A 17,807-nucleotide genomic window follows, 5' to 3' on the forward strand; every position below is an offset into this window, starting at 1 on the left:
AACATTTGTGAAGAACCTTACAGACGGTATCTACACACTCCACGAAGTAGCAGCACCAAACGGCTACAAGGTAACAACTGATATCGTATTCACGATAAAGGACGGAAAACTTGCAGGTGAGACAGGTGTTAACAGCGACAGCTCAACAGTCACAATGATAGACGAGGCGATCGCAACTACAACAGCAACAACTGCTAAGCAGACTACTACAACTACAAAGGCAACTACCACAAAGGCTACAACAAAGAAGGCTGATGCTCCTAAGACAGGCGTTGCAGGAGTAGGCGTTCCGGCAGCAGTACTGGTACTTGCATTCGGCGCTGCATTTGCAGTTCGCAGAAAGAAGAACGAAGATTGATCATAGTTGATCGATCATCTGATTAAAGAAATCGGCTCTCGTGTTTCACGGGAGTCGATTTTTGTATATGTAGGCTTGACAAAAAGTAATATATATGATAAAATTATTTAATGGATTACACTTATGTTTTCAAATACAATATTAATGGAGGATAAAAATGAGCAACGAACCTACTATAAGACATGACAAGAAATTTACAAGATATACAAACGGAAGAGTATTATACCGAAATGTTAGCTGCCGTACTTCACTGTACGAATACGATATGCTGAAAGAATATTGCAGAAAGAACAATATTTCAATGAGTTATATGCTCAGTGCGTCTGCGGTATATTGTATACGGAACAACATTGACCCGGATGTGATATATGAAGCTGCAAAAGAAAATAAGTAGAGAAATATATAATCAATGTGAATTATGTCCGCGACGGTGCGGAATTGACAGAACTAAGCAACATGGTTTTTGCGGAATGGGAGCTTTAATTACTGCCGCAAAAGCAGACTTGCATAAATGGGAAGAACCTTGTATTTCGTACAAAAATGGTGCAGGAACAGTTTTTTTCTCAGGATGCGGATTGCACTGTGTTTTCTGTCAGAACAATGTGATCAGTAATGAGAACTACGGAGCTTCCCTGACGAACGAGAAGCTTGCGGATGTTTTTCTTGCATTACAGAACAGGGGAGCAGATAATATCGAACTTGTTACCCCTACACATTTCATACCTGATATAATCGAGGCTCTTGATAAAGTAAAGCATCGTCTTACGATACCGATAGTTTATAACAGCGGCGGATACGAACTTAAAGAGACTATTGATTCTCTTGACGGATACATAGATGTTTATCTTCCTGACCTTAAGTATTATTCTTCGGAGATCTCAGCCCGTTATTCATCTGCACCGGATTATTTCAGATATGCATCCGAAGCCATTATTGCTATGACTGAACAGGCAGGGGAGTTGAAATGGAACTCCGACGGAGGATTGATAAAAGGCACGATAATAAGGCATCTTGTACTTCCTTCCTGTCGTCATGACAGTATAAGGATCATGGAATGGATCGCTGAAAACACTACAACGGATGAAGTACTTGTAAGCATAATGAATCAGTACACTCCATTTGATCATATTCCCGAAGAGTATCCTGAGCTTAGACGACGTGTAACAAAAATGGAATATAACAGTGTAGTAAAACGAGCCGCAGAACTTGGACTTAATGGATTTACTCAGGAAAAGTCATCTGCATCAGAAAAATATGTACCTGATTTTGATCTTAAAGGTATAGAATAAAAAGACGAACCCCGAAAACAGCAGAAACTGCTTTCGGGGTTCATTTTGAATATTTTATTGGAGGACTATTTCATTATTGATTCCGGGAGTGAGGAGATAAGCTTGGAATCAAGCTTCTGGATAGAAAGTGCATCCATTGGAGTTAAACCGTCTCCCGAATTATATACATCGCATTGTTTTACATATTTATCTTCTATCGGATATTTTTTAGAGTTAGCTATATTCTGTAAAATCAGAAGTGCATCTGCAAGGGTAACATCTTTATCACCGTTAGCATCACCCCATATAATATCACTTTTTGTTGTGGAAGCAGTAGTTGTTATTACAGTAGTTGTAGGAACTGCTGTTGTGACTGCGGAAGTTGCTTTCTGTGTTGTTACAGGTTTTGTAGTATCAGTTGAAGGACTGCTTTCACTTATAGGATATTTCTTAAGGTCGGGAAGTTCATCAAGCGTTATACAGTAATCGCTTGTATAGATCTCCTTAAGATTATCCGCAGGGTTATTTTCTGGACTTGTAAGGTAATTCATGTACCACGGACAGAAATAAAGCCATGCAGCCTTGTCGTTAACAAGGTTTTCAAGAGAGGGGATAGAGTCATTTTCGGACATCGTTACCATTTTCTTACCATTAGTACTCTGTACGAGACTGTAGAAAGTGGATGATATGGAACTCAGATTAGGTTTGCCGTCAACAGCGTTATACTTATCATATCCTATAAGGTCAACAACATCATCACCAGGGTACCAGTCGGCAGATGTTTCGTATGTATAACCTGTCCACACCCATATGAGATTATCGAGTCCGTATTCATTTGTCAGCTTATCATATAACAGGTGATAAAGCTCCTTGCAAGGTTCAGCGCCTTCTGCGCCCCACCAGAACCATGCTCCTTCTGCTTCGTGGAGCGGTCTCCAAAGGACAGGAACATCAGCTTCTTTGAGCTTAGTCAGCTGTTTGGCGATAGCGTCTATATCTTCCATAAGTATTTCATTTTCCCATGTTCCTTCGGTAAGCGCCTTTTTTACGCTGAAAGTGGTGAAGGGAGTGTTTCCCGTTGATTCGACATAGAACGCACGTTCAGTCCTGTTCTTTGCACAGGGAACATTCCAGTGCCATGTTACTGTAGCAATTCCCTTGTATTCATTCACCCACTGGATAGTACGTTCAGCGGCATTATCATCCCATGTGGAATCGGAATTATATACAAGAAAATCGATGCCACGGATCGCAGGCTGTTTACCGGTTAACTCAGCAATGTACTCAAACTCTTTCTCGTTATCCTTGATGTAGTTATCGGGATCGTTCCAGAGGTTGTAATTGTGAGATCCGCAGTATTCCTGCTGACCTGAGAGGATATGAGAACCGTACTGATCGCATAGATAGCTGAAAAGTCTCTTTGCTGAATCAGAAGCTTTCGGGTTTGAGAGAGTTCTGTCGGGAGAAAGGTTTGTGATGTTTTCAGGCGCAGGACGGAGCTTGATGTAGTCAAAGAATGTATATCCCCAGTAAGCCTTGAACTCAATAGTATTCTTGCCTTTTTTGAGGTTGACGATACCGCCTGAAGTTTCGGAGAAGCTGAGATTGTGTCTGAAGCTGACTTCACCCTGATTAACACCGTTGATATTCAGATACTGGACCTTTTTGTTAGTATCGTAAGGTTCGCAGTAGCATATATCCATTTCGTAGAGACCGTCCTGCGGCACATCAACATCTATACTGACTGTAGTGCCTTTCTGATCGAGGTATGAAAATCCTTTACCCGAAAAGCCAGTAAGGTCCATATCTTCGCCGGAACCGTCTTCCTGAGTGTTCCCTTTCCAGCCCTCATTGTAGATCTTACCGCCGTCAGTTTTGCCGTCCTCGAACTCGTACTGCATTTCAGCAGCTGCAATAGTGCTGTTTGCAGGCTGCATAAGGGCAGGGGAAGAGGAAACGAGTGATATACTTGCAGCTAAAGCGGAGCATATCGTTTTCTTAAGTTTAACATTCATGTTTTATCCTCCTTAAATTATCTTTCATGTTAATTACATTTTATCACATCATTTGAAGAAGGTCAAGCCTGAATAGTGCATAAACTTTACTTAAATAATGCAGAAATTAAGCTGTGGAGTTAGTGCCTGACGTTTAGAAGATATGTTTTTAACTTCTTAAAATATAAGTAAATTTAAAATATGAATATATTGTTACAAATATAAATAAAAAAATCATTGTATCTATATTGACGTGTAAGAGAAAATAATATATAATATAATATATATGGGTTGATAAAAAATAACACCTCAGGGGAAAGGTGTATAATGGAAGAAGTGATTATTTGAGTTGTAAAGTATCGGCATCTGTACTCAGTGCAGATATGCTCAATCTTAAGGCCGAGATCGATAAGCTCTGCTCAAGCGGAGTTGATATGCTGCACTTCGATGTGATGGACGGAGTATTTGTAAATAATATAACGTTCGGACTGCCTGTTCTCGAACAGGTCAGAAAAGCATCGGATATCACACTTGATGTACACCTGATGATAACCGATCCGTTAAAATACATTGGCGCTTTTGCTGATGCAGGTGCGGATATAATTACTTTTCACGCTGAAAGTGAAAGCAACATATCAGAAACGATAAAGGCTATCAAAGATCACGGTGTTAAAGCGTCTCTTTCAGTTCGTCCGTCAACGCCTGTAGAAGTTGTTTATCCATATTTAAACGAACTTGATATGGTGCTGATAATGACAGTAGAACCCGGATTCGGAGGACAGAGTTTCATACCCGAAACTCTTGAAAAGATACGTCTTCTGAAGAAAACAATAAGCGAGATCGGGTGCTGCACTGATATCGAAGTAGACGGAGGAATAAACGACAAAACCGCTGTTCTTGTTAAAGAAGCAGGAGCAAATATTCTTGTTTCGGGAAGTTATCTTTTTACAGCGGAAAAAATGCGTGATGCAGTCAATAAAATTAAGGATGAAACAAGATGCTGAAAAATGCAAAACAAGAACGCCTCATTTGGCTTGATATAATCATAACACTTATCACTTCACAGATAATGGCATATTTCTATTATGGTGCGAGGTCTGCTTTTGTAGCAGGTATAGCTGTTGTAACAGCGGCAGCTACAGAATTCATCTGTCTCAGACTAAGGAGAAAACCTTTTACTGCGGATGACCTTACCTGTACTTCGGATGCAATGATACTTACCTTGATGGTCCCGACAGTAATTGACTATAAGATAATGGTGATAGCATGTGTATTTGCTATTGCTGTAGCTAAGAATGTTTTCGGCGGTAGAAAGAACATGATCTTTTCTCCGGCAGCAGCAGGATATGTTTTTCTGCTGACATCATGGAGATCACAGACTCTTCAGTTTACAGAGCCGCATGTCCATACAGGATTATTTGAAAAGGCGGCGAATCTGGTCAGCTCAGCAAGTCATACTTTTAATGTAAGCGGAAAACTCGAGTATTCAAACTTTGAGCTGCTTATGGGTAACTGTGTAGGTCCTACAGGCTCGGCGTATGTGCTTCTGCTTGCAATATCAGCACTGATACTTCTTTTCAGACGCGATATATCAGCAGGTGCGTTTATCGGTTCTATATCTGGCACGGTCATAATGTCTTTACTCTCGCCAACTGCCGACTCGTTTCACACCTCTGTAAAGTATGCACTTATAACAAATATGGTGCTGTTTGCAAGCGTGTATATCGTTGCCGATAAGAGAATAGCTCCTAAGAAAGACTACTACGCCTTTTTCTACGGACTGTTCATAGCTATAGTTTCGTATATACTTGTTCTTACAATGGCGAAAGAAAATGCTATAGTAATAGTGTCACTTCTGTTCACACCTGTAGCTCTTGCACTTAAGAACCTCGAAAAGCGCATAGAGAACGAAAAGAAACAGGAAGAGGATACAGCTGCTTCCGAGAATGAAGAAAAACTGGAGGCAGAGACAAATGCGTAAAAAGAATTTGATTTTAGAGGGACTATGGAATGATAATACTGTATTATCAGCGTTCATGGTCATCTCACCTGTAATAATCTGCGGTGACACGCTGCGAAATGCGCTTGCGCTTATTTATGCGTTTTCTGCAATAACTTTTGTATCGGTTCTAATATCGTCATTTGTTCCGCAAAGACTGCCGTATGCAGCTAAAATAATGATATATGCTGTTATTTCGTCCATTGTATTCATACCCGCAAAACTTGCGGCACAGGAATTCTTCCCTGGAGTTGTAGAGAGGATAGGCATCTATTTTCCTTTGCTTGCGGTGAATTCCCTCATTGTATTCCAGACGGAAGCACGTTTTTTCAGGATGAAAAAGTCAAGGATGATGATAAGTCTTATATCGTATATACTCGGATTCGATGCAGTAATGCTGATAACGGCATTTATCCGCGAATTATTCGCATACGGTACTATAAACAGCAGAATGGTCGATATGGATACGCTTATAAGCGGACTCGGTCTTCCGTTCGGCGGCTTCATATTTCTTGGACTGTTCAGCGGAATATTCCGTAAACTCCGTTCCGCAACTGAAAGAAACAAGGATAAGGAGGATGCCTGATGTTTATAGTCAATGACCTTATTGCTTTGCTTGCAGCTAATCTGATACTGAATCAGGCGCTTGGAACAAGTACTCTTTTTATAGCTGCAAACAACCGAAGAAATCTGACATGGACGGCTGTTGCAATAACCTTATTCACCACAGTCGGATCATTTGCTGCGTTTTTTGTTGCAGCATTTCTGCCTGAGAGCGTCAGGGATCTGACACTTCTCATTTATACTTTGATAATCAGCATAATTTATGCTTTGATACTGTCTGCTATGTTTTTTTTCAGCAGAAATCTATTCGACCGCATAAAGAAATACGTCCACATTTCGGCTTTCAACTGTGCGGTAATGGGAACACTCTTCACGATAACGGATAGAGCAAGAGCAGATGCCTCTTTCATGCACCTCGGCGATTTCGTCCTTTCGGGACTTGAAGCAGGTATCGGATTTGTGCTTACCTCGCTGATACTGACAGCTGCGTACAGAAAGCTCAATTCAGCAAAGGTACCGTCCTCGTTCAGAGGATTCCCTGCAATGCTTATTTATCTTGGCATAATATCAATGGCTGTATATGCACTTAAATAAATAAAACAGCATAACAGCTTCATAGGAGAAATAAAATGAGACAAAAGAACAAAGGAAGGAAAATCTATAAGACCAAAGAAAAAAACTACTACGGAAAAAGTCCTGTAGCCAAGTTCTTTTCCACAGGCCTTACTGTTCTGCTTTTCGGCGGAATAGTTTTTATCGGCTACAGTGTTGCTGAACCGATAATCAATCACACAAAAAAGGCAGGAGACAAGATATCTTCTGCACTGAATACCAGTGAAGACATACAGGAAGCTACTGAAGCAGCTACAGACGAAACATCGGATGAGCCTTCAGGTGCAGATCAGAATACAGCCGCTTCGAACAAACAGACATTTGAGCTGTATCGTGCATATGCACTAAGGACGAATGATATGGTCAATACTGCTTCTGTAAAGGATGCTCTTTCACGTATCCAGAAAAGCAGCGAGGTCGAGTATGTAGAAGTGCCTCTTAAGGCAAAAGGCGGATATATCTATTACGCTTCATCTGTTTATGATACCTACCTTGCTGATGCGGTGCAGTCTACAATAACGCTTGACGAGATAGTAACTGCCATAAAAAATGCAGGATACAAACCTGCTGCGGTCGTAAGCACATTCAGAGACAATATTCTGCCGCTCACTTTCCCTGATACGGGATATAAGACCTATGATTTCGGCGAGATGTGGATCGATGATGATTACGACGCAGGCGGAAAACCGTGGACGACTCCTTATTCCAGCGCTGTGCAGAACTATCTGTCTGCTATAGTGGGAGAGATCTCTGAAGCGGGATTTGAAAGGGTTATCTGTTCGGACTTTGTCTTCCCTCAGTTCAGACAGACAGATCTTGACTTGCTTGATCCTGCTCTCAGCAGAAGTGACAGGTATATGGCGCTTACTTCTGCGGCAAATTTGTTGTATGACAAGATAATGTCATCAGGTTCGCGTATGCTGATAGAAGTTTCGGCTGCCGATGTTATCTGCGGACGTGCAGATGTACTTCAGCCAATGCTGCTTACAGCTAACACAGTTGTTGTCAATATAGACATCGACGAGATAAGTCACGGTGTTTCCGACGGCTGGACGGTTTATGAGTTTGAAGGAAACGCTTCGGATATGACTGTAAAAATGCTTGATTTTATCGGAGATAAGCTCGATGATTTCAATGTGATCATACGTATATCAGGTACTTCGGTACCAACAGAAGATCTTATAAAGGCAAAGGATGAACTTGCAGCACACGGCTATCAGTCGTATGTTATAGGCTAATAATTTCGGCAACGCCGAGGAATGGAGTTAATTATGGCTGAAAAATTTACTGTTTCATTACAGAAGATAATTGATGAATTCAAGCTTGAAGTCATCTACATCCACAAAGAACCGGATACTGTAATGATCGATGAGAACGATGTAAACAGACCCGGACTTCAGCTTATGGGATTCTATGAATATTTCAATCCCGAGCGCATACAGATAATAGGAAAGATGGAGTTCGCTTACCTTTCAACTATAGACGAGAAAACAAGAAGAGAGCGTCTTGAACTGCTCTTTTCTCAGAGACTGCCTGCTCTTATCATTACAAGAGAGCTGCCGTATTTCTCTGAAATGCTGGAACTTGCAAAGGAATACGAGGTTCCGCTTTTAAGAAGTAAGGAAAGCACATCCAACTTCATGTCGGGACTTATAGCATTCCTCAACCTCAATCTTGCTCCTCGTATAACACGTCACGGAGTTCTCATCGAGATATACGGTGAAGGTGTATTTATCACAGGTGAGAGCGGTGTAGGAAAGAGCGAGACAGCTATCGAGCTTGTAAAGAGAGGACATCGACTTGTTGCAGATGATGCTGTTGAGATAAGAAAGGTTTCTAACATCAGTCTTGTCGGCAGTTCACCTGATAATATCCGCCATTTCCTTGAACTCCGCGGCATTGGAATCATCAATGCGAGAAGACTTTTCGGTATCGGTGCCGTAAAGATGACGGAGAAGCTTGATCTTGTAGTTGAGCTTGAACAGTGGAACTCAGAGAAAATCTATGACAGAATGGGCGTTGATACTGAATTCGTTTCTCTTCTCGGTGTAAAGGTGCCTGCTCTGACAATACCGGTAAAACCCGGCAGAAATCTGGCTGTTATCCTTGAAGTTGCAGCTATGAACAACAGACAGAAGAAGATGGGCTACAATGCTGCAGCAGAGCTGCTTAACAGACTCGGTATGGAGTCAGAGCCCAAGGAAACTGTAAGAAATTACGAGTCGTTCTGACATAACCCATAAATAATTCTCAGGGGGAGTATAACTTTGGATATAAGTGGATTAATTGAGCTTTGTGACAAGCTTGGATGCCGTGTTACGCCTGAATGTTCACTCAGTGAGTACATCACTTTCAAATTCGGCGGACCTTGCAGAGCTTTGATAAGCATAAATTCAGCTGAATCAGCTAAGGAGATACTTAAGTATATCAAGGATAATGGTATTAAGTACGGTGTACTTGGAAGAGGAAGCAATATTTTAGCATCTGATGAAGGTTTCGACGGTGTTATCCTTCTCTTCGGAGGAGATTTTGCCGAGATAGAAGTAAACGGTGATCTGATGACTTGTCAGAGCGGTGCCCTTCTTGCAGCTGCATGTGTAAGAGCACAGCAGCTCGGACTTACAGGTATGGAGAATCTTTTCGGTATTCCCGGTACTATCGGCGGAGCTCTTTACATGAATGCAGGTGCTTACGGCAGTGAAATGAAGGATATCGTGGTTTCTGCGGAATATATCGATGATGATTTCAATATACGCAGTATCAATGCAGAAGACATGGACCTCTCATACCGTCACAGTGTATTCTCAGGCAAGAATAATATCATAACATCCGTTACTATTCGCCTGAAAGAGGGAGATCCTGACGAGATAAAGGAAGCTATGAACGAGTGCATGCATAAGCGCAGTTCCAAGCAGCCTCTGGAATATCCGAGTGCAGGAAGTACATTCAAGCGTCCCGAGGGAAGTTACGCATCGCTTCTTATAGAACAGTGCGGCTTAAAGGGACTGACCTGCGGCGGAGCGATGGTCAGTGAAAAGCACAGTGGATTTGTTATAAACAAAGGTTTCGCCACATGTGCTGATGTATTGGAGTTATGTGACAAAGTCCAGAAGATAGTAAAAGAAAAAACAGGCTATCAGTTGGAACTCGAACCCGAGATACTAAAATAATCTGAATTAAAGCGGAGGGCTTATATGCAGCTGTTGATCGTAACAGGAATGTCAGGTTCCGGAAAATCCAGTGTAATGGATGTTATGGAGGATATCGGTTATTATTGTATAGATAATATACCGCCGAAACTAATATCCAAATTCGTTGATCTTTGCAGAAAATCAGAAACGAATATCAGTAAAATAGCTGTTGCTGTAGATATTCGTACAGGAGACATGTTCGCTGAGATATTCCGCTCGTGGCAGGAACTTAAAAACGAACAGGATGTTGAAGTAAAGGTACTCTTTACGGAAGCAAGTGACGAGGTTCTGATAAAGCGCTATAAAGAAACAAGGCGTAAGCATCCCCTTGATGAGCGCTTCAACGGCAATCTTCACGAGGCTATACAGTACGAGTGGCAGCAGCTTTCACAGCTAAGAGAGATCGCGGATTATTACATAGAAACATCAAATCTGAGTGCATCAATGCTTAAGGAACAGGTCAAGGAGCTTTTCCTTGACAAGAGTTCTGACTCTCTTTCAATAAAGGTAATGTCATTCGGATTCAAATACGGTGTTTCAACGGAATCCGATCTGGTATTCGACGTAAGATGTCTGCCTAATCCTTATTATATCGAGGAACTCAGGAATCATACAGGACTTGAATCCTGCGTAAGGGACTATGTTATGGGCTTTGAGGAGTCTCAGGTAGCTTTTGCCAAACTTACAGATCTGATAGACTATCTTATCCCTATGTACGTACACGAAGGCAAAAGCCAGTTAGTAATAGCTTTCGGATGTACAGGCGGCAAGCATCGTTCGATAACTTTTGCAGAGCTTATGTCAGCGCATCTTGAAGAAGCGGGATACAAGGTCCAGAAGTATCACAGGGATATTACTAAAGACAAGCACTATTAAAAATTAAGATGTCCGCATGCGTAAAGTGTGCGGACAGTTTTGAATGAGGTGAAAAAATGTCATTTTCGGGAAGAGTTAGAGAAGAGATATGCAGCAGTATAAACGATAAGGACAAAAAATTTGCTTGTCTTTACGGTATGCTTCTTTTCTGCCGAGACCTTACTCCTGAGCGGATCTGCTTTCAGACAGAGAGCACAAACTCGTCGGAAAACTTTGGCAGACTTATGAAGAGCATCTTCAAACGTGAGCTGAAGTGTCAGGAAAAGATGAGAAAAAACGGAAGTATAATGTATACTTATGATATCAACGATGTTGTATTCATAAATAATGTTTTTTCTGCCTATCATATCAGTACAGGCACAAGGACTATAAATACGGATATTATCGCAACAAGCAGCCTCGGAGTTTTTACTGCGGGAGTTTTTCTTGCCTGCGGAAGTGTAAATGATCCTTCAAAGGAATATCATCTTGAGTTTGCCTGCCCTGAGGAATCCATAGCAGGCGAGCTTATGACTCTTCTCAGGGATATAGGAGTAACTGCTAAAATAGTTCTGAGGCGGGGACAGTACATTGTCTACGTCAAGGACAGCGAATCTATCGAAGATACACTTACCTTTATCGGTGCATCACAGTGTACCCTTGAGATAATGAACGTGAAGATATACAAGGATATGCGCAATAAGGTGAACCGTATCGCAAATTGTGATAATGCAAACATAGATAAGGTAGTAAATGCGGCAATGAAACAGATCGAGGATATTCTTCTTATTGACCGTACTGTCGGACTGGACAGTCTTTCTGCTGAACTTAGAGAAGCAGCTGAACTGAGGCTTGAAAACTCGGGAATGAGTCTTCAGGAGATCGGAGATAATCTTAGTGTACCGATAAGCCGTTCGGGAGTCAATCACCGTTTCCAGAAACTAAAAAAAATAGCTGAAGAGATACGAAGCGGAGGAGAAAAATGAATCCCGATCAGTTCGTAAATCTTCATGTACATACCGAATACAGCCTTCTTGACGGCGCATGCAGGATAAAAGAGCTTATTTCTCGTGTAAAGGAACTCGGACAGAAAGCCGTAGCTATAACAGATCACGGAAATATGTACGGTGTTGCGGAGTTCTGGAAGGAAGCAGTAAAGCAGGGGATAAAGCCTGTCATCGGATGTGAAGTCTACGTCGCAAGAAGGAGCAGATTCGATAAAGAGCCGCGACTGGATTCCAAGCCGTATCATCTTGTACTTTTATGTGAAAACAATACAGGTTACAGCAATCTTGTAAAGCTTGTCTCACTTGCGAGCATAGAAGGATTCTATAATAAGCCGAGAGTTGATATCGGGCTTCTTAGGCAATATCATGAGGGACTTATCTGTCTTTCTGCCTGTCTTGCAGGAGAGATACCACAGCTTCTTCTAAATGGCGATTACGATTCGGCTAAGGCTAAAGCATCAGAGTACCGTGAGATATTCGGCAGTAATAATTACTACATAGAGATACAGAATCACGGCATTGGTGAAGAGGTGAGGATCCTTCCGCAGCTCCTTCGCCTTTCTGCTGAAACGGGTATCCCTCTTGCAGCTACAAATGATTGTCACTATATAAATAAAGAGGACTCGAAAATACAGGAGATACTTCTCTGTATACAAACAGGCAAGAATCTCGGAGAACCCAACGGTATGAGGTTTGAGGGCGAAGAGTTTTATGTCAAGTCAGCGGATGAAATGATGAAGCTATTCGGTTCTCATCCCGAAGCAGTTACTAACACGGCGTTGATAGCTGAAAGATGCAATGTTACCATGAATTTTGACAGCAGTATAAAGCTTCCGAAATTTAAGGTTGAAGGCGTCACAGATAATGACGCCTATTTTCGCAGCATGTGCGAAAAGGGACTCGTAAAACGTTACGGCACTAATATTACTCCTCAGATACGAGAAAGGCTTGAACATGAGCTGAATATTATTTCAGAACTGCATTTTACCGATTATTTCCTTATAGTATGGGATTTCATCAGATTTGCAAGGGAGAACGGTATACCTGTAGGTCCCGGCAGAGGTTCGGGCGCAGGAAGCCTTTGTGCTTACTGTATGGGAATAACAGGTATTGATCCGATCAAGTACAATCTGCTGTTTGAGCGCTTTCTTAACCCCGAACGCGGCAACATGCCTGATTTTGATATTGATTTCTGTATTGAAGGCAGACAGCGCGTAAAAGATTATGTGGTACAGAAATACGGTTCGGACAGAGTATCTGAAATAATCGCATTTGACACGATGAAAGCTCGTGCAGCTATCCGTGATGTTGGACGAGTAATGGGTATGTCCTATCAGATATGTGATGCAGCTGCAAAACTGATAGATCCGAGACTTACGCTGCAGCAGTCCCTTGACAGTTCGGAAGACCTGCGCAAGCTTTACGATTCGGACAGGAACGTTCACAGACTTATAGATGTTGCAGGACAGATCGAGGGTATGCCGAGACACACATCGGTTCATGCGGCAGGAGTTGTTATTTCAGCTGTACCCCTCAGTGATCTTGTACCGCTCCAGAAAAATGACGGAACTGTTGTAACGCAGTATACCATGACATATCTTGAAGAACTGGGACTTCTTAAGATGGACTTTCTTGGGTTGCGTAACCTGACTATAATCCGTGATACAGTCCGGGAGATTCGCAAGACCGAGCCTGATTTCAACATAGACAGGATTCCGATAGATGATCCCGAGGTATATAAAATGCTTGCAAATGGCGATACAGCAGGCGTGTTTCAGTTTGAAAGCGACGGAATGACTGCAAGACTTATGGAACTTGTCCCCGAACGTATCGAGGACCTGATAGTTATGCTTTCGCTTTACAGACCCGGACCGATGAAGTCTATACCAATATACATACAGAACAAGCGTGATCCTTCAAAAGTTAAATACATGCATCCCATGCTGGAAGATATTCTCGGTGAGACCTACGGAGTAATGGTTTATCAGGAACAGGTCATGGAGATATGTCGAAAGCTTGCAGGTTATTCATACGGACATGCAGACGAGATTAGGCGTGCAATGGCGAAGAAAAAGCAGGATGTTATGCTAAGAGAGCGAAGCAGCTTTGTAGAGGGTGCAGTAAAGAACGGTGTTTCGGAAAATACTGCAAACAGTATTTTCGACGAAATGGTAAGTTTTGCGTCCTATGCTTTCAATAAATCCCATGCAGCAGCCTACGCTTATCTTTCCTATCAGACAGCATATCTGAAATGCCATTACCGCGGAAAATACATGGCTGCACTTATGTCGAGTGTAATGGGGAATACAGACAAGCTTTCCGAGTATATCGATGACTGCCGATCAGCAGGTATCGTTATACTGCCGCCTGATATAAATAATAGTATGAAGAATTTTGCAAGTTCTGTCTCTGAAGACAAGACTATCAACATGTATTATGGTCTTCTTGCGATAAAGAACGTCGGCAGTAATCTTGCTGACAAAATAATTGCTGAAAGAGCTATGAATGGCAATTTCAAGGATATTTATGACTTCTGCGAGAGGATACAAGGACATGAACTGAATAAGAAGGCCCTTGAAAACATGATAAAAGCAGGTTCTTTTGACGGCTATGGCCTTAACCGACATCAGATGCTTGAACACTACGAGAGCATAATGAGTGATGCGAACAGTTCCTACAGCGGCGTTATAGAAGGACAGCTTAATTTCATGGACGGTGTTTCTGAAGAGAACGTCCGTAAAAAAATACCGTTTCTTCCCGAATTTGAACACAGTAAACTGCTTAGTCTTGAAAAAGAAGCATCCGGAATGTATCTCAGTGGCGATCCGTTGTCTGTACACAAATATCTCTGCGAACTTCTTAAGACATCAAATACCGCTAAGATAAAAACTTTGAAGGACGGAGATAACGTCAGGCTTATGTGCAGTATAAAGGCGAAAAAGCTTCATACTGCAAAAAACGGCAAAAAAATGTGCTTCATGGACCTTATGGACAGCAGCGGAGAAGTTGATTCTGTTGTATTTCCTGATCTCTACGCTCTTTCATACGGCAAACTGAATACGGATAACATAATTTTCGTAAAAGGTACAGTTAATGTGAAAGATGATTCTGTATCGGTACTGTGTAATGTCATAGCAGAGGAGCATGAGTTCACAAATATGGTCAGAAACATGAAACTTTGCATCAGAACAGAGTCCGCTGAACTTGGGAATATGCAAGCTATAACCGATATTTGCGGCAGGTTCAGGGGAGAAACTCCTGTCTGTTTCTATCTTTCCGATCTTCGCAAGACAGTTATGCCTAAAAACAAGCTGAGTCTTGAAGTTAACGAAAAAAGCTTTGAAGAACTGTTAAAGGCATATGGTGCTGACAGGATAGGTCTTATCTGACGGTTTAACATTAAGTTTACGGATTATTTTTTCAGATAGTGAAAAAATAAGTGAATTTATACTTGACAATAAATCAACAAAGTAGTACAATATAAATGTATGGAATTATTTTGCTGATATACAATTAGCAAGTCTAATAAATATTCAGAATGGAGAATAGTATATGATCAAAAAAATCGGTGTATTAACAAGCGGCGGAGATGCTCCCGGCATGAATGCTGCTATAAGAGCGGTTGTCAGGACCGCTATCAGCAAGGGCATGGAAGTTTATGGTATCCGCAGAGGCTATGTAGGACTTCTTACAGGTGATATTATAAAAATGGATGAAAAAAGCGTATCTGATATAATCCATAACGGCGGAACTGTATTATATACTGCAAGATCACCCGAATTCAGAACTAAAGAGGGCGTAGCAAAGGGTAAGGCTAAGTGTGATGAACTCGGTATCGAAGGTCTCGTTGTTATCGGCGGTGACGGTTCATTCAGAGGTGCTGCTGACCTTTCTGCTGAGGGTATGCTTTGTATCGGCGTTCCAGGTACTATCGACAACGATATAGCTTGCACTGATTACACTATTGGTTTTGATACAGCTATGAATACAGCTATGGAGCTTGTTGACAAGCTTCGTGATACATCACAGTCACACGACCGTATCTCTGTAGTTGAAGTTATGGGACGCGGAGCAGGTCATATTGCAGTAAATACAGGTATTGCATGCGGTGCAACTGATATTATAACAAAGGAAGTTCCTTATGACCTCGATTCTATAGCAAAGACTATGCTTGAAAAGAAGGCAAAGGGCAAGCAGAATTTCGTAGTTATCGTTGCAGAGGGTATTGGCCATTCTCAGGAGATCGCAAGCGTTCTTCAGGAAAAGACAGGCATCGAGGCTCGTGCTACAATTCTTGGTCACGTACAGCGCGGCGGTTCACCGACAGTTAGAGACCGTGTTGAAGCTACAAGAATGGGTTATTACGCAGTTGAACTTCTTGAGCAGGGCATAGGCAACCGTGTTGTTGGAATCAAGGACAGCCAGATCGTTGATTACGATATTCAGGAAGCACTTTCAATGTCTAAGGACTATGATGTTCATCTTCACAAGATAGCAGAGCAGATCGCATTCTGATAAAAAGCAGCCGAAAGGCTGCTTTTTTGTTTAGAAAAATGATGCAATCGTTCTGTTGCATTCTTCAGGAGAGTAAATCCAGCTGTCTATATGTTGTCCGTCGACAAAGTAACGGATAGGTACATCTTCACTGTCTGTTCCGCATACATCAACTATTACAAGCTTGACCTTCATTTTATCAGGAATGACCGATTTTATGTAGACACTGACATGCTGTCCCGGAGACATTCCTGTTTTGAATTCTGCTAATCCTGCAAGATTAGGAGCAAGTTCCACGAATATGCCGTATTCTTCAATAGAACGTATTATGGCAGGTACTGTTTCTCCTGTATGAAAGAAGGACATATTTTCTTCCCATGTTCCGAGAAGTTCTTTATGGGTAAGGAATACTCTGTCGCCTTCTTTTCCTTTAACTATAGCTTTAATGCGCTGTCCGCATGTGAATCTGTCCGAGGGGTGAGATATCCTTGAAACAGAAATGGAGTCGATCGGTATCAGGGAAGGTATTCCGCAGCCAATGTCCACAAAGCTCCCGAATTGTTCAAGGTGTGTGACAGTTGCATCGATGATATCTCCCGAAGTAAGAGTGCTTACGTATCGTTCCATACATTCCTGCTGTACCACACTTCGCGAGAGATAGGCCACTGTTTTTCCGCATTGATCTATTGAAAGTCTTATGACACGAAAGCAGATTATCTTGCTTACACGGGAAAGTATAGCTATATCACGTGTTGTGCCTTCATTGATACCTAATGCACATTCTTCTCGAGGTACTATTCCTTCACAGCATGGCAGGTCCACGATTAGATCATGGGAAACAGTGCATAGCTTAACACGGGCTTCAAGTATGATTTTTTTCTCCATTGCTTCGGTAAGTCCGTCAATAGACGAAATGAATCTTTTGTTCTCATCAGTATAGTATAGATTTCCTTCGGGCATATACATCTTTTTTACCTCCGATATAAATTGTTATATCAGATGATATGCCGGAAAAATGATGAAAATGACTGCTGCAACTTATTTTGCTGCTTTGATGTTAGTTCCGCCCATTTTCGACAGAATTGAGCATATATCATCATTGCAGCTTTTCTCTGCGACTATATAGACAGTACAGTTTCTTTGAGTTATCAAATCATCATGTCCGACAGCGGAAGTAAAACCTGATAGCTGTTTCGCAGATGAGTCAGGATTTTGTGGACGTATACTTGCCGAGTATATCCACATCAGTCGGCTTTTTACTTTGTTTACAGCTTCTTCTGCTTTCAGACTGTCCTTGAAATCTGCTGAGATACTTGATATCATATATAAATCCTTTCAACAATCGATTTTATGCGACTTTAATATGTTTTACAATGCGTTTTTATTGTTATTACACAAATTTTAAAAAATATACATACAACGTATTGATTTAGGAAGTTTTTTGGGGTATAATTATAAATGCACG

The 17,807-nt window shown here is 41.6% G+C and carries 16 protein-coding genes; 13 read left to right on the forward strand and 3 right to left on the reverse strand.

All coding sequences use genetic code 11. The annotated features are described in order from the left end of the window. Nucleotides 1-358, forward strand: a 358-nt coding sequence (locus BT127_RS14905) for an NPXTG-anchored protein (RefSeq protein WP_139275571.1), incomplete at its 5' end; no start/stop codon positions are given. Between the two features lie 470 nt (nucleotides 359-828). Next, on the forward strand, nucleotides 829-1,647 hold the full coding sequence (locus BT127_RS14915; protein WP_318257283.1) for a radical SAM protein: 819 nt from the start codon (nucleotides 829-831) through the stop codon (nucleotides 1,645-1,647). A 65-nt stretch (nucleotides 1,648-1,712) separates the two neighbouring features. Here BT127_RS14915 and BT127_RS14920 read toward each other — a convergent pair whose 3' ends face one another. Continuing rightward, nucleotides 1,713-3,641 (reverse strand): glycosyl hydrolase, encoded by a 1,929-nt coding sequence (locus BT127_RS14920; RefSeq protein ID WP_075425763.1) that lies wholly within the window; start codon nucleotides 3,639-3,641, stop codon nucleotides 1,713-1,715. Nucleotides 3,642-3,964: 323 nt separating this feature from the next. Here BT127_RS14920 and rpe point away from each other — a divergent pair, with 323 nt between their 5' ends. The 11 genes from rpe to pfkA all read left to right on the forward strand — a co-directional run bounded on the left by rpe (nucleotide 3,965) and on the right by pfkA (nucleotide 16,363). Beyond that, entirely contained in the window at nucleotides 3,965-4,624 is a 660-nt protein-coding gene (gene rpe / locus BT127_RS14925) for a ribulose-phosphate 3-epimerase (RefSeq protein ID WP_075425764.1), read from the forward strand. Continuing rightward, nucleotides 4,618-5,601: an RnfABCDGE type electron transport complex subunit D gene (locus BT127_RS14930; protein ID WP_075425765.1), complete on the forward strand. Its 984-nt coding sequence runs from the start codon at nucleotides 4,618-4,620 to the stop codon at nucleotides 5,599-5,601. The genes rpe and BT127_RS14930 overlap by 7 nt, the downstream gene beginning before the upstream one ends. After that, on the forward strand, nucleotides 5,594-6,205 hold the full coding sequence (locus tag BT127_RS14935; RefSeq protein WP_075425766.1) for an Rnf-Nqr domain containing protein: 612 nt from the start codon (nucleotides 5,594-5,596) through the stop codon (nucleotides 6,203-6,205). The genes BT127_RS14930 and BT127_RS14935 overlap by 8 nt, the downstream gene beginning before the upstream one ends. Continuing rightward, nucleotides 6,205-6,777: an Rnf-Nqr domain containing protein gene (locus tag BT127_RS14940; RefSeq protein WP_075425767.1), complete on the forward strand. Its 573-nt coding sequence runs from the start codon at nucleotides 6,205-6,207 to the stop codon at nucleotides 6,775-6,777. Before BT127_RS14935 ends, BT127_RS14940 begins: the two co-directional genes overlap by 1 nt. A gap of 35 nt (nucleotides 6,778-6,812) precedes the next feature. Beyond that, on the forward strand, nucleotides 6,813-8,033 hold the full coding sequence (locus tag BT127_RS14945; RefSeq protein WP_075425768.1) for a putative glycoside hydrolase: 1,221 nt from the start codon (nucleotides 6,813-6,815) through the stop codon (nucleotides 8,031-8,033). A gap of 33 nt (nucleotides 8,034-8,066) precedes the next feature. After that, complete coding sequence (hprK, locus tag BT127_RS14950; RefSeq protein WP_075425769.1) at nucleotides 8,067-9,026, forward strand: HPr(Ser) kinase/phosphatase; 960 nt, start codon at nucleotides 8,067-8,069, stop codon at nucleotides 9,024-9,026. Between the two features lie 36 nt (nucleotides 9,027-9,062). Next, entirely contained in the window at nucleotides 9,063-9,965 is a 903-nt protein-coding gene (gene murB / locus BT127_RS14955) for a UDP-N-acetylmuramate dehydrogenase (RefSeq protein WP_318257285.1), read from the forward strand. A 24-nt stretch (nucleotides 9,966-9,989) separates the two neighbouring features. Continuing rightward, nucleotides 9,990-10,862 carry an RNase adapter RapZ gene (gene rapZ, locus BT127_RS14960; protein WP_075425770.1) on the forward strand — a complete coding sequence of 291 codons (873 nt, stop codon included), beginning with the start codon at nucleotides 9,990-9,992 and terminating at the stop codon, nucleotides 10,860-10,862. Nucleotides 10,863-10,918: 56 nt separating this feature from the next. Next, complete coding sequence (gene whiA, locus BT127_RS14965) at nucleotides 10,919-11,827, forward strand: DNA-binding protein WhiA (RefSeq protein WP_075425771.1); 909 nt, start codon at nucleotides 10,919-10,921, stop codon at nucleotides 11,825-11,827. Next, nucleotides 11,824-15,237 carry a DNA polymerase III subunit alpha gene (locus BT127_RS14970; RefSeq protein WP_075425772.1) on the forward strand — a complete coding sequence of 1,138 codons (3,414 nt, stop codon included), beginning with the start codon at nucleotides 11,824-11,826 and terminating at the stop codon, nucleotides 15,235-15,237. Before whiA ends, BT127_RS14970 begins: the two co-directional genes overlap by 4 nt. A gap of 163 nt (nucleotides 15,238-15,400) precedes the next feature. Continuing rightward, entirely contained in the window at nucleotides 15,401-16,363 is a 963-nt protein-coding gene (gene pfkA / locus BT127_RS14975; protein WP_075425773.1) for a 6-phosphofructokinase, read from the forward strand. A 30-nt stretch (nucleotides 16,364-16,393) separates the two neighbouring features. Here the strand turns inward: pfkA and BT127_RS14980 are convergent, their stop codons facing one another. Both BT127_RS14980 and BT127_RS14985 read right to left on the reverse strand, forming a co-directional pair. After that, complete coding sequence (locus tag BT127_RS14980; protein ID WP_075425774.1) at nucleotides 16,394-17,308, reverse strand: S1 RNA-binding domain-containing protein; 915 nt, start codon at nucleotides 17,306-17,308, stop codon at nucleotides 16,394-16,396. 72 nt (nucleotides 17,309-17,380) lie between these two features. Continuing rightward, on the reverse strand, nucleotides 17,381-17,665 hold the full coding sequence (locus BT127_RS14985) for a hypothetical protein (RefSeq protein ID WP_075425775.1): 285 nt from the start codon (nucleotides 17,663-17,665) through the stop codon (nucleotides 17,381-17,383). Nucleotides 17,666-17,807: the final 142 nt, after the last annotated feature.

The sequence above is a fragment of the Ruminococcus sp. XPD3002 genome, from assembly GCA_900119535.1.
Taxonomy (GTDB): Bacteria; Bacillota; Clostridia; order Oscillospirales; family Ruminococcaceae; genus Ruminococcus; species Ruminococcus flavefaciens_H.

What these genes read in the sequence shown, in the direction of transcription:
- pfkA (WP_075425773.1), top strand. Translation starts at nt 15,401, where the DNA reads ATGATCAAAAAAATCGGTGTATTAACAAGCGGCGGAGATGCTCCCGGC.
- BT127_RS14940 (WP_075425767.1), top strand. Translation starts at nt 6,205, where the DNA reads ATGTTTATAGTCAATGACCTTATTGCTTTGCTTGCAGCTAATCTGATA.
- hprK (WP_075425769.1), top strand. Translation starts at nt 8,067, where the DNA reads ATGGCTGAAAAATTTACTGTTTCATTACAGAAGATAATTGATGAATTC.
- whiA (WP_075425771.1), top strand. Translation starts at nt 10,919, where the DNA reads ATGTCATTTTCGGGAAGAGTTAGAGAAGAGATATGCAGCAGTATAAAC.
- BT127_RS14945 (WP_075425768.1), top strand. Translation starts at nt 6,813, where the DNA reads ATGAGACAAAAGAACAAAGGAAGGAAAATCTATAAGACCAAAGAAAAA.
- BT127_RS14980 (WP_075425774.1), bottom strand. Translation starts at nt 17,308, where the DNA reads ATGTATATGCCCGAAGGAAATCTATACTATACTGATGAGAACAAAAGA.
- BT127_RS14930 (WP_075425765.1), top strand. Translation starts at nt 4,618, where the DNA reads ATGCTGAAAAATGCAAAACAAGAACGCCTCATTTGGCTTGATATAATC.
- rapZ (WP_075425770.1), top strand. Translation starts at nt 9,990, where the DNA reads ATGCAGCTGTTGATCGTAACAGGAATGTCAGGTTCCGGAAAATCCAGT.
- BT127_RS14985 (WP_075425775.1), bottom strand. Translation starts at nt 17,665, where the DNA reads ATGATATCAAGTATCTCAGCAGATTTCAAGGACAGTCTGAAAGCAGAA.
- BT127_RS14935 (WP_075425766.1), top strand. Translation starts at nt 5,594, where the DNA reads ATGCGTAAAAAGAATTTGATTTTAGAGGGACTATGGAATGATAATACT.
- BT127_RS14915 (WP_318257283.1), top strand. Translation starts at nt 829, where the DNA reads ATGGGAGCTTTAATTACTGCCGCAAAAGCAGACTTGCATAAATGGGAA.
- BT127_RS14970 (WP_075425772.1), top strand. Translation starts at nt 11,824, where the DNA reads ATGAATCCCGATCAGTTCGTAAATCTTCATGTACATACCGAATACAGC.
- BT127_RS14920 (WP_075425763.1), bottom strand. Translation starts at nt 3,641, where the DNA reads ATGAATGTTAAACTTAAGAAAACGATATGCTCCGCTTTAGCTGCAAGT.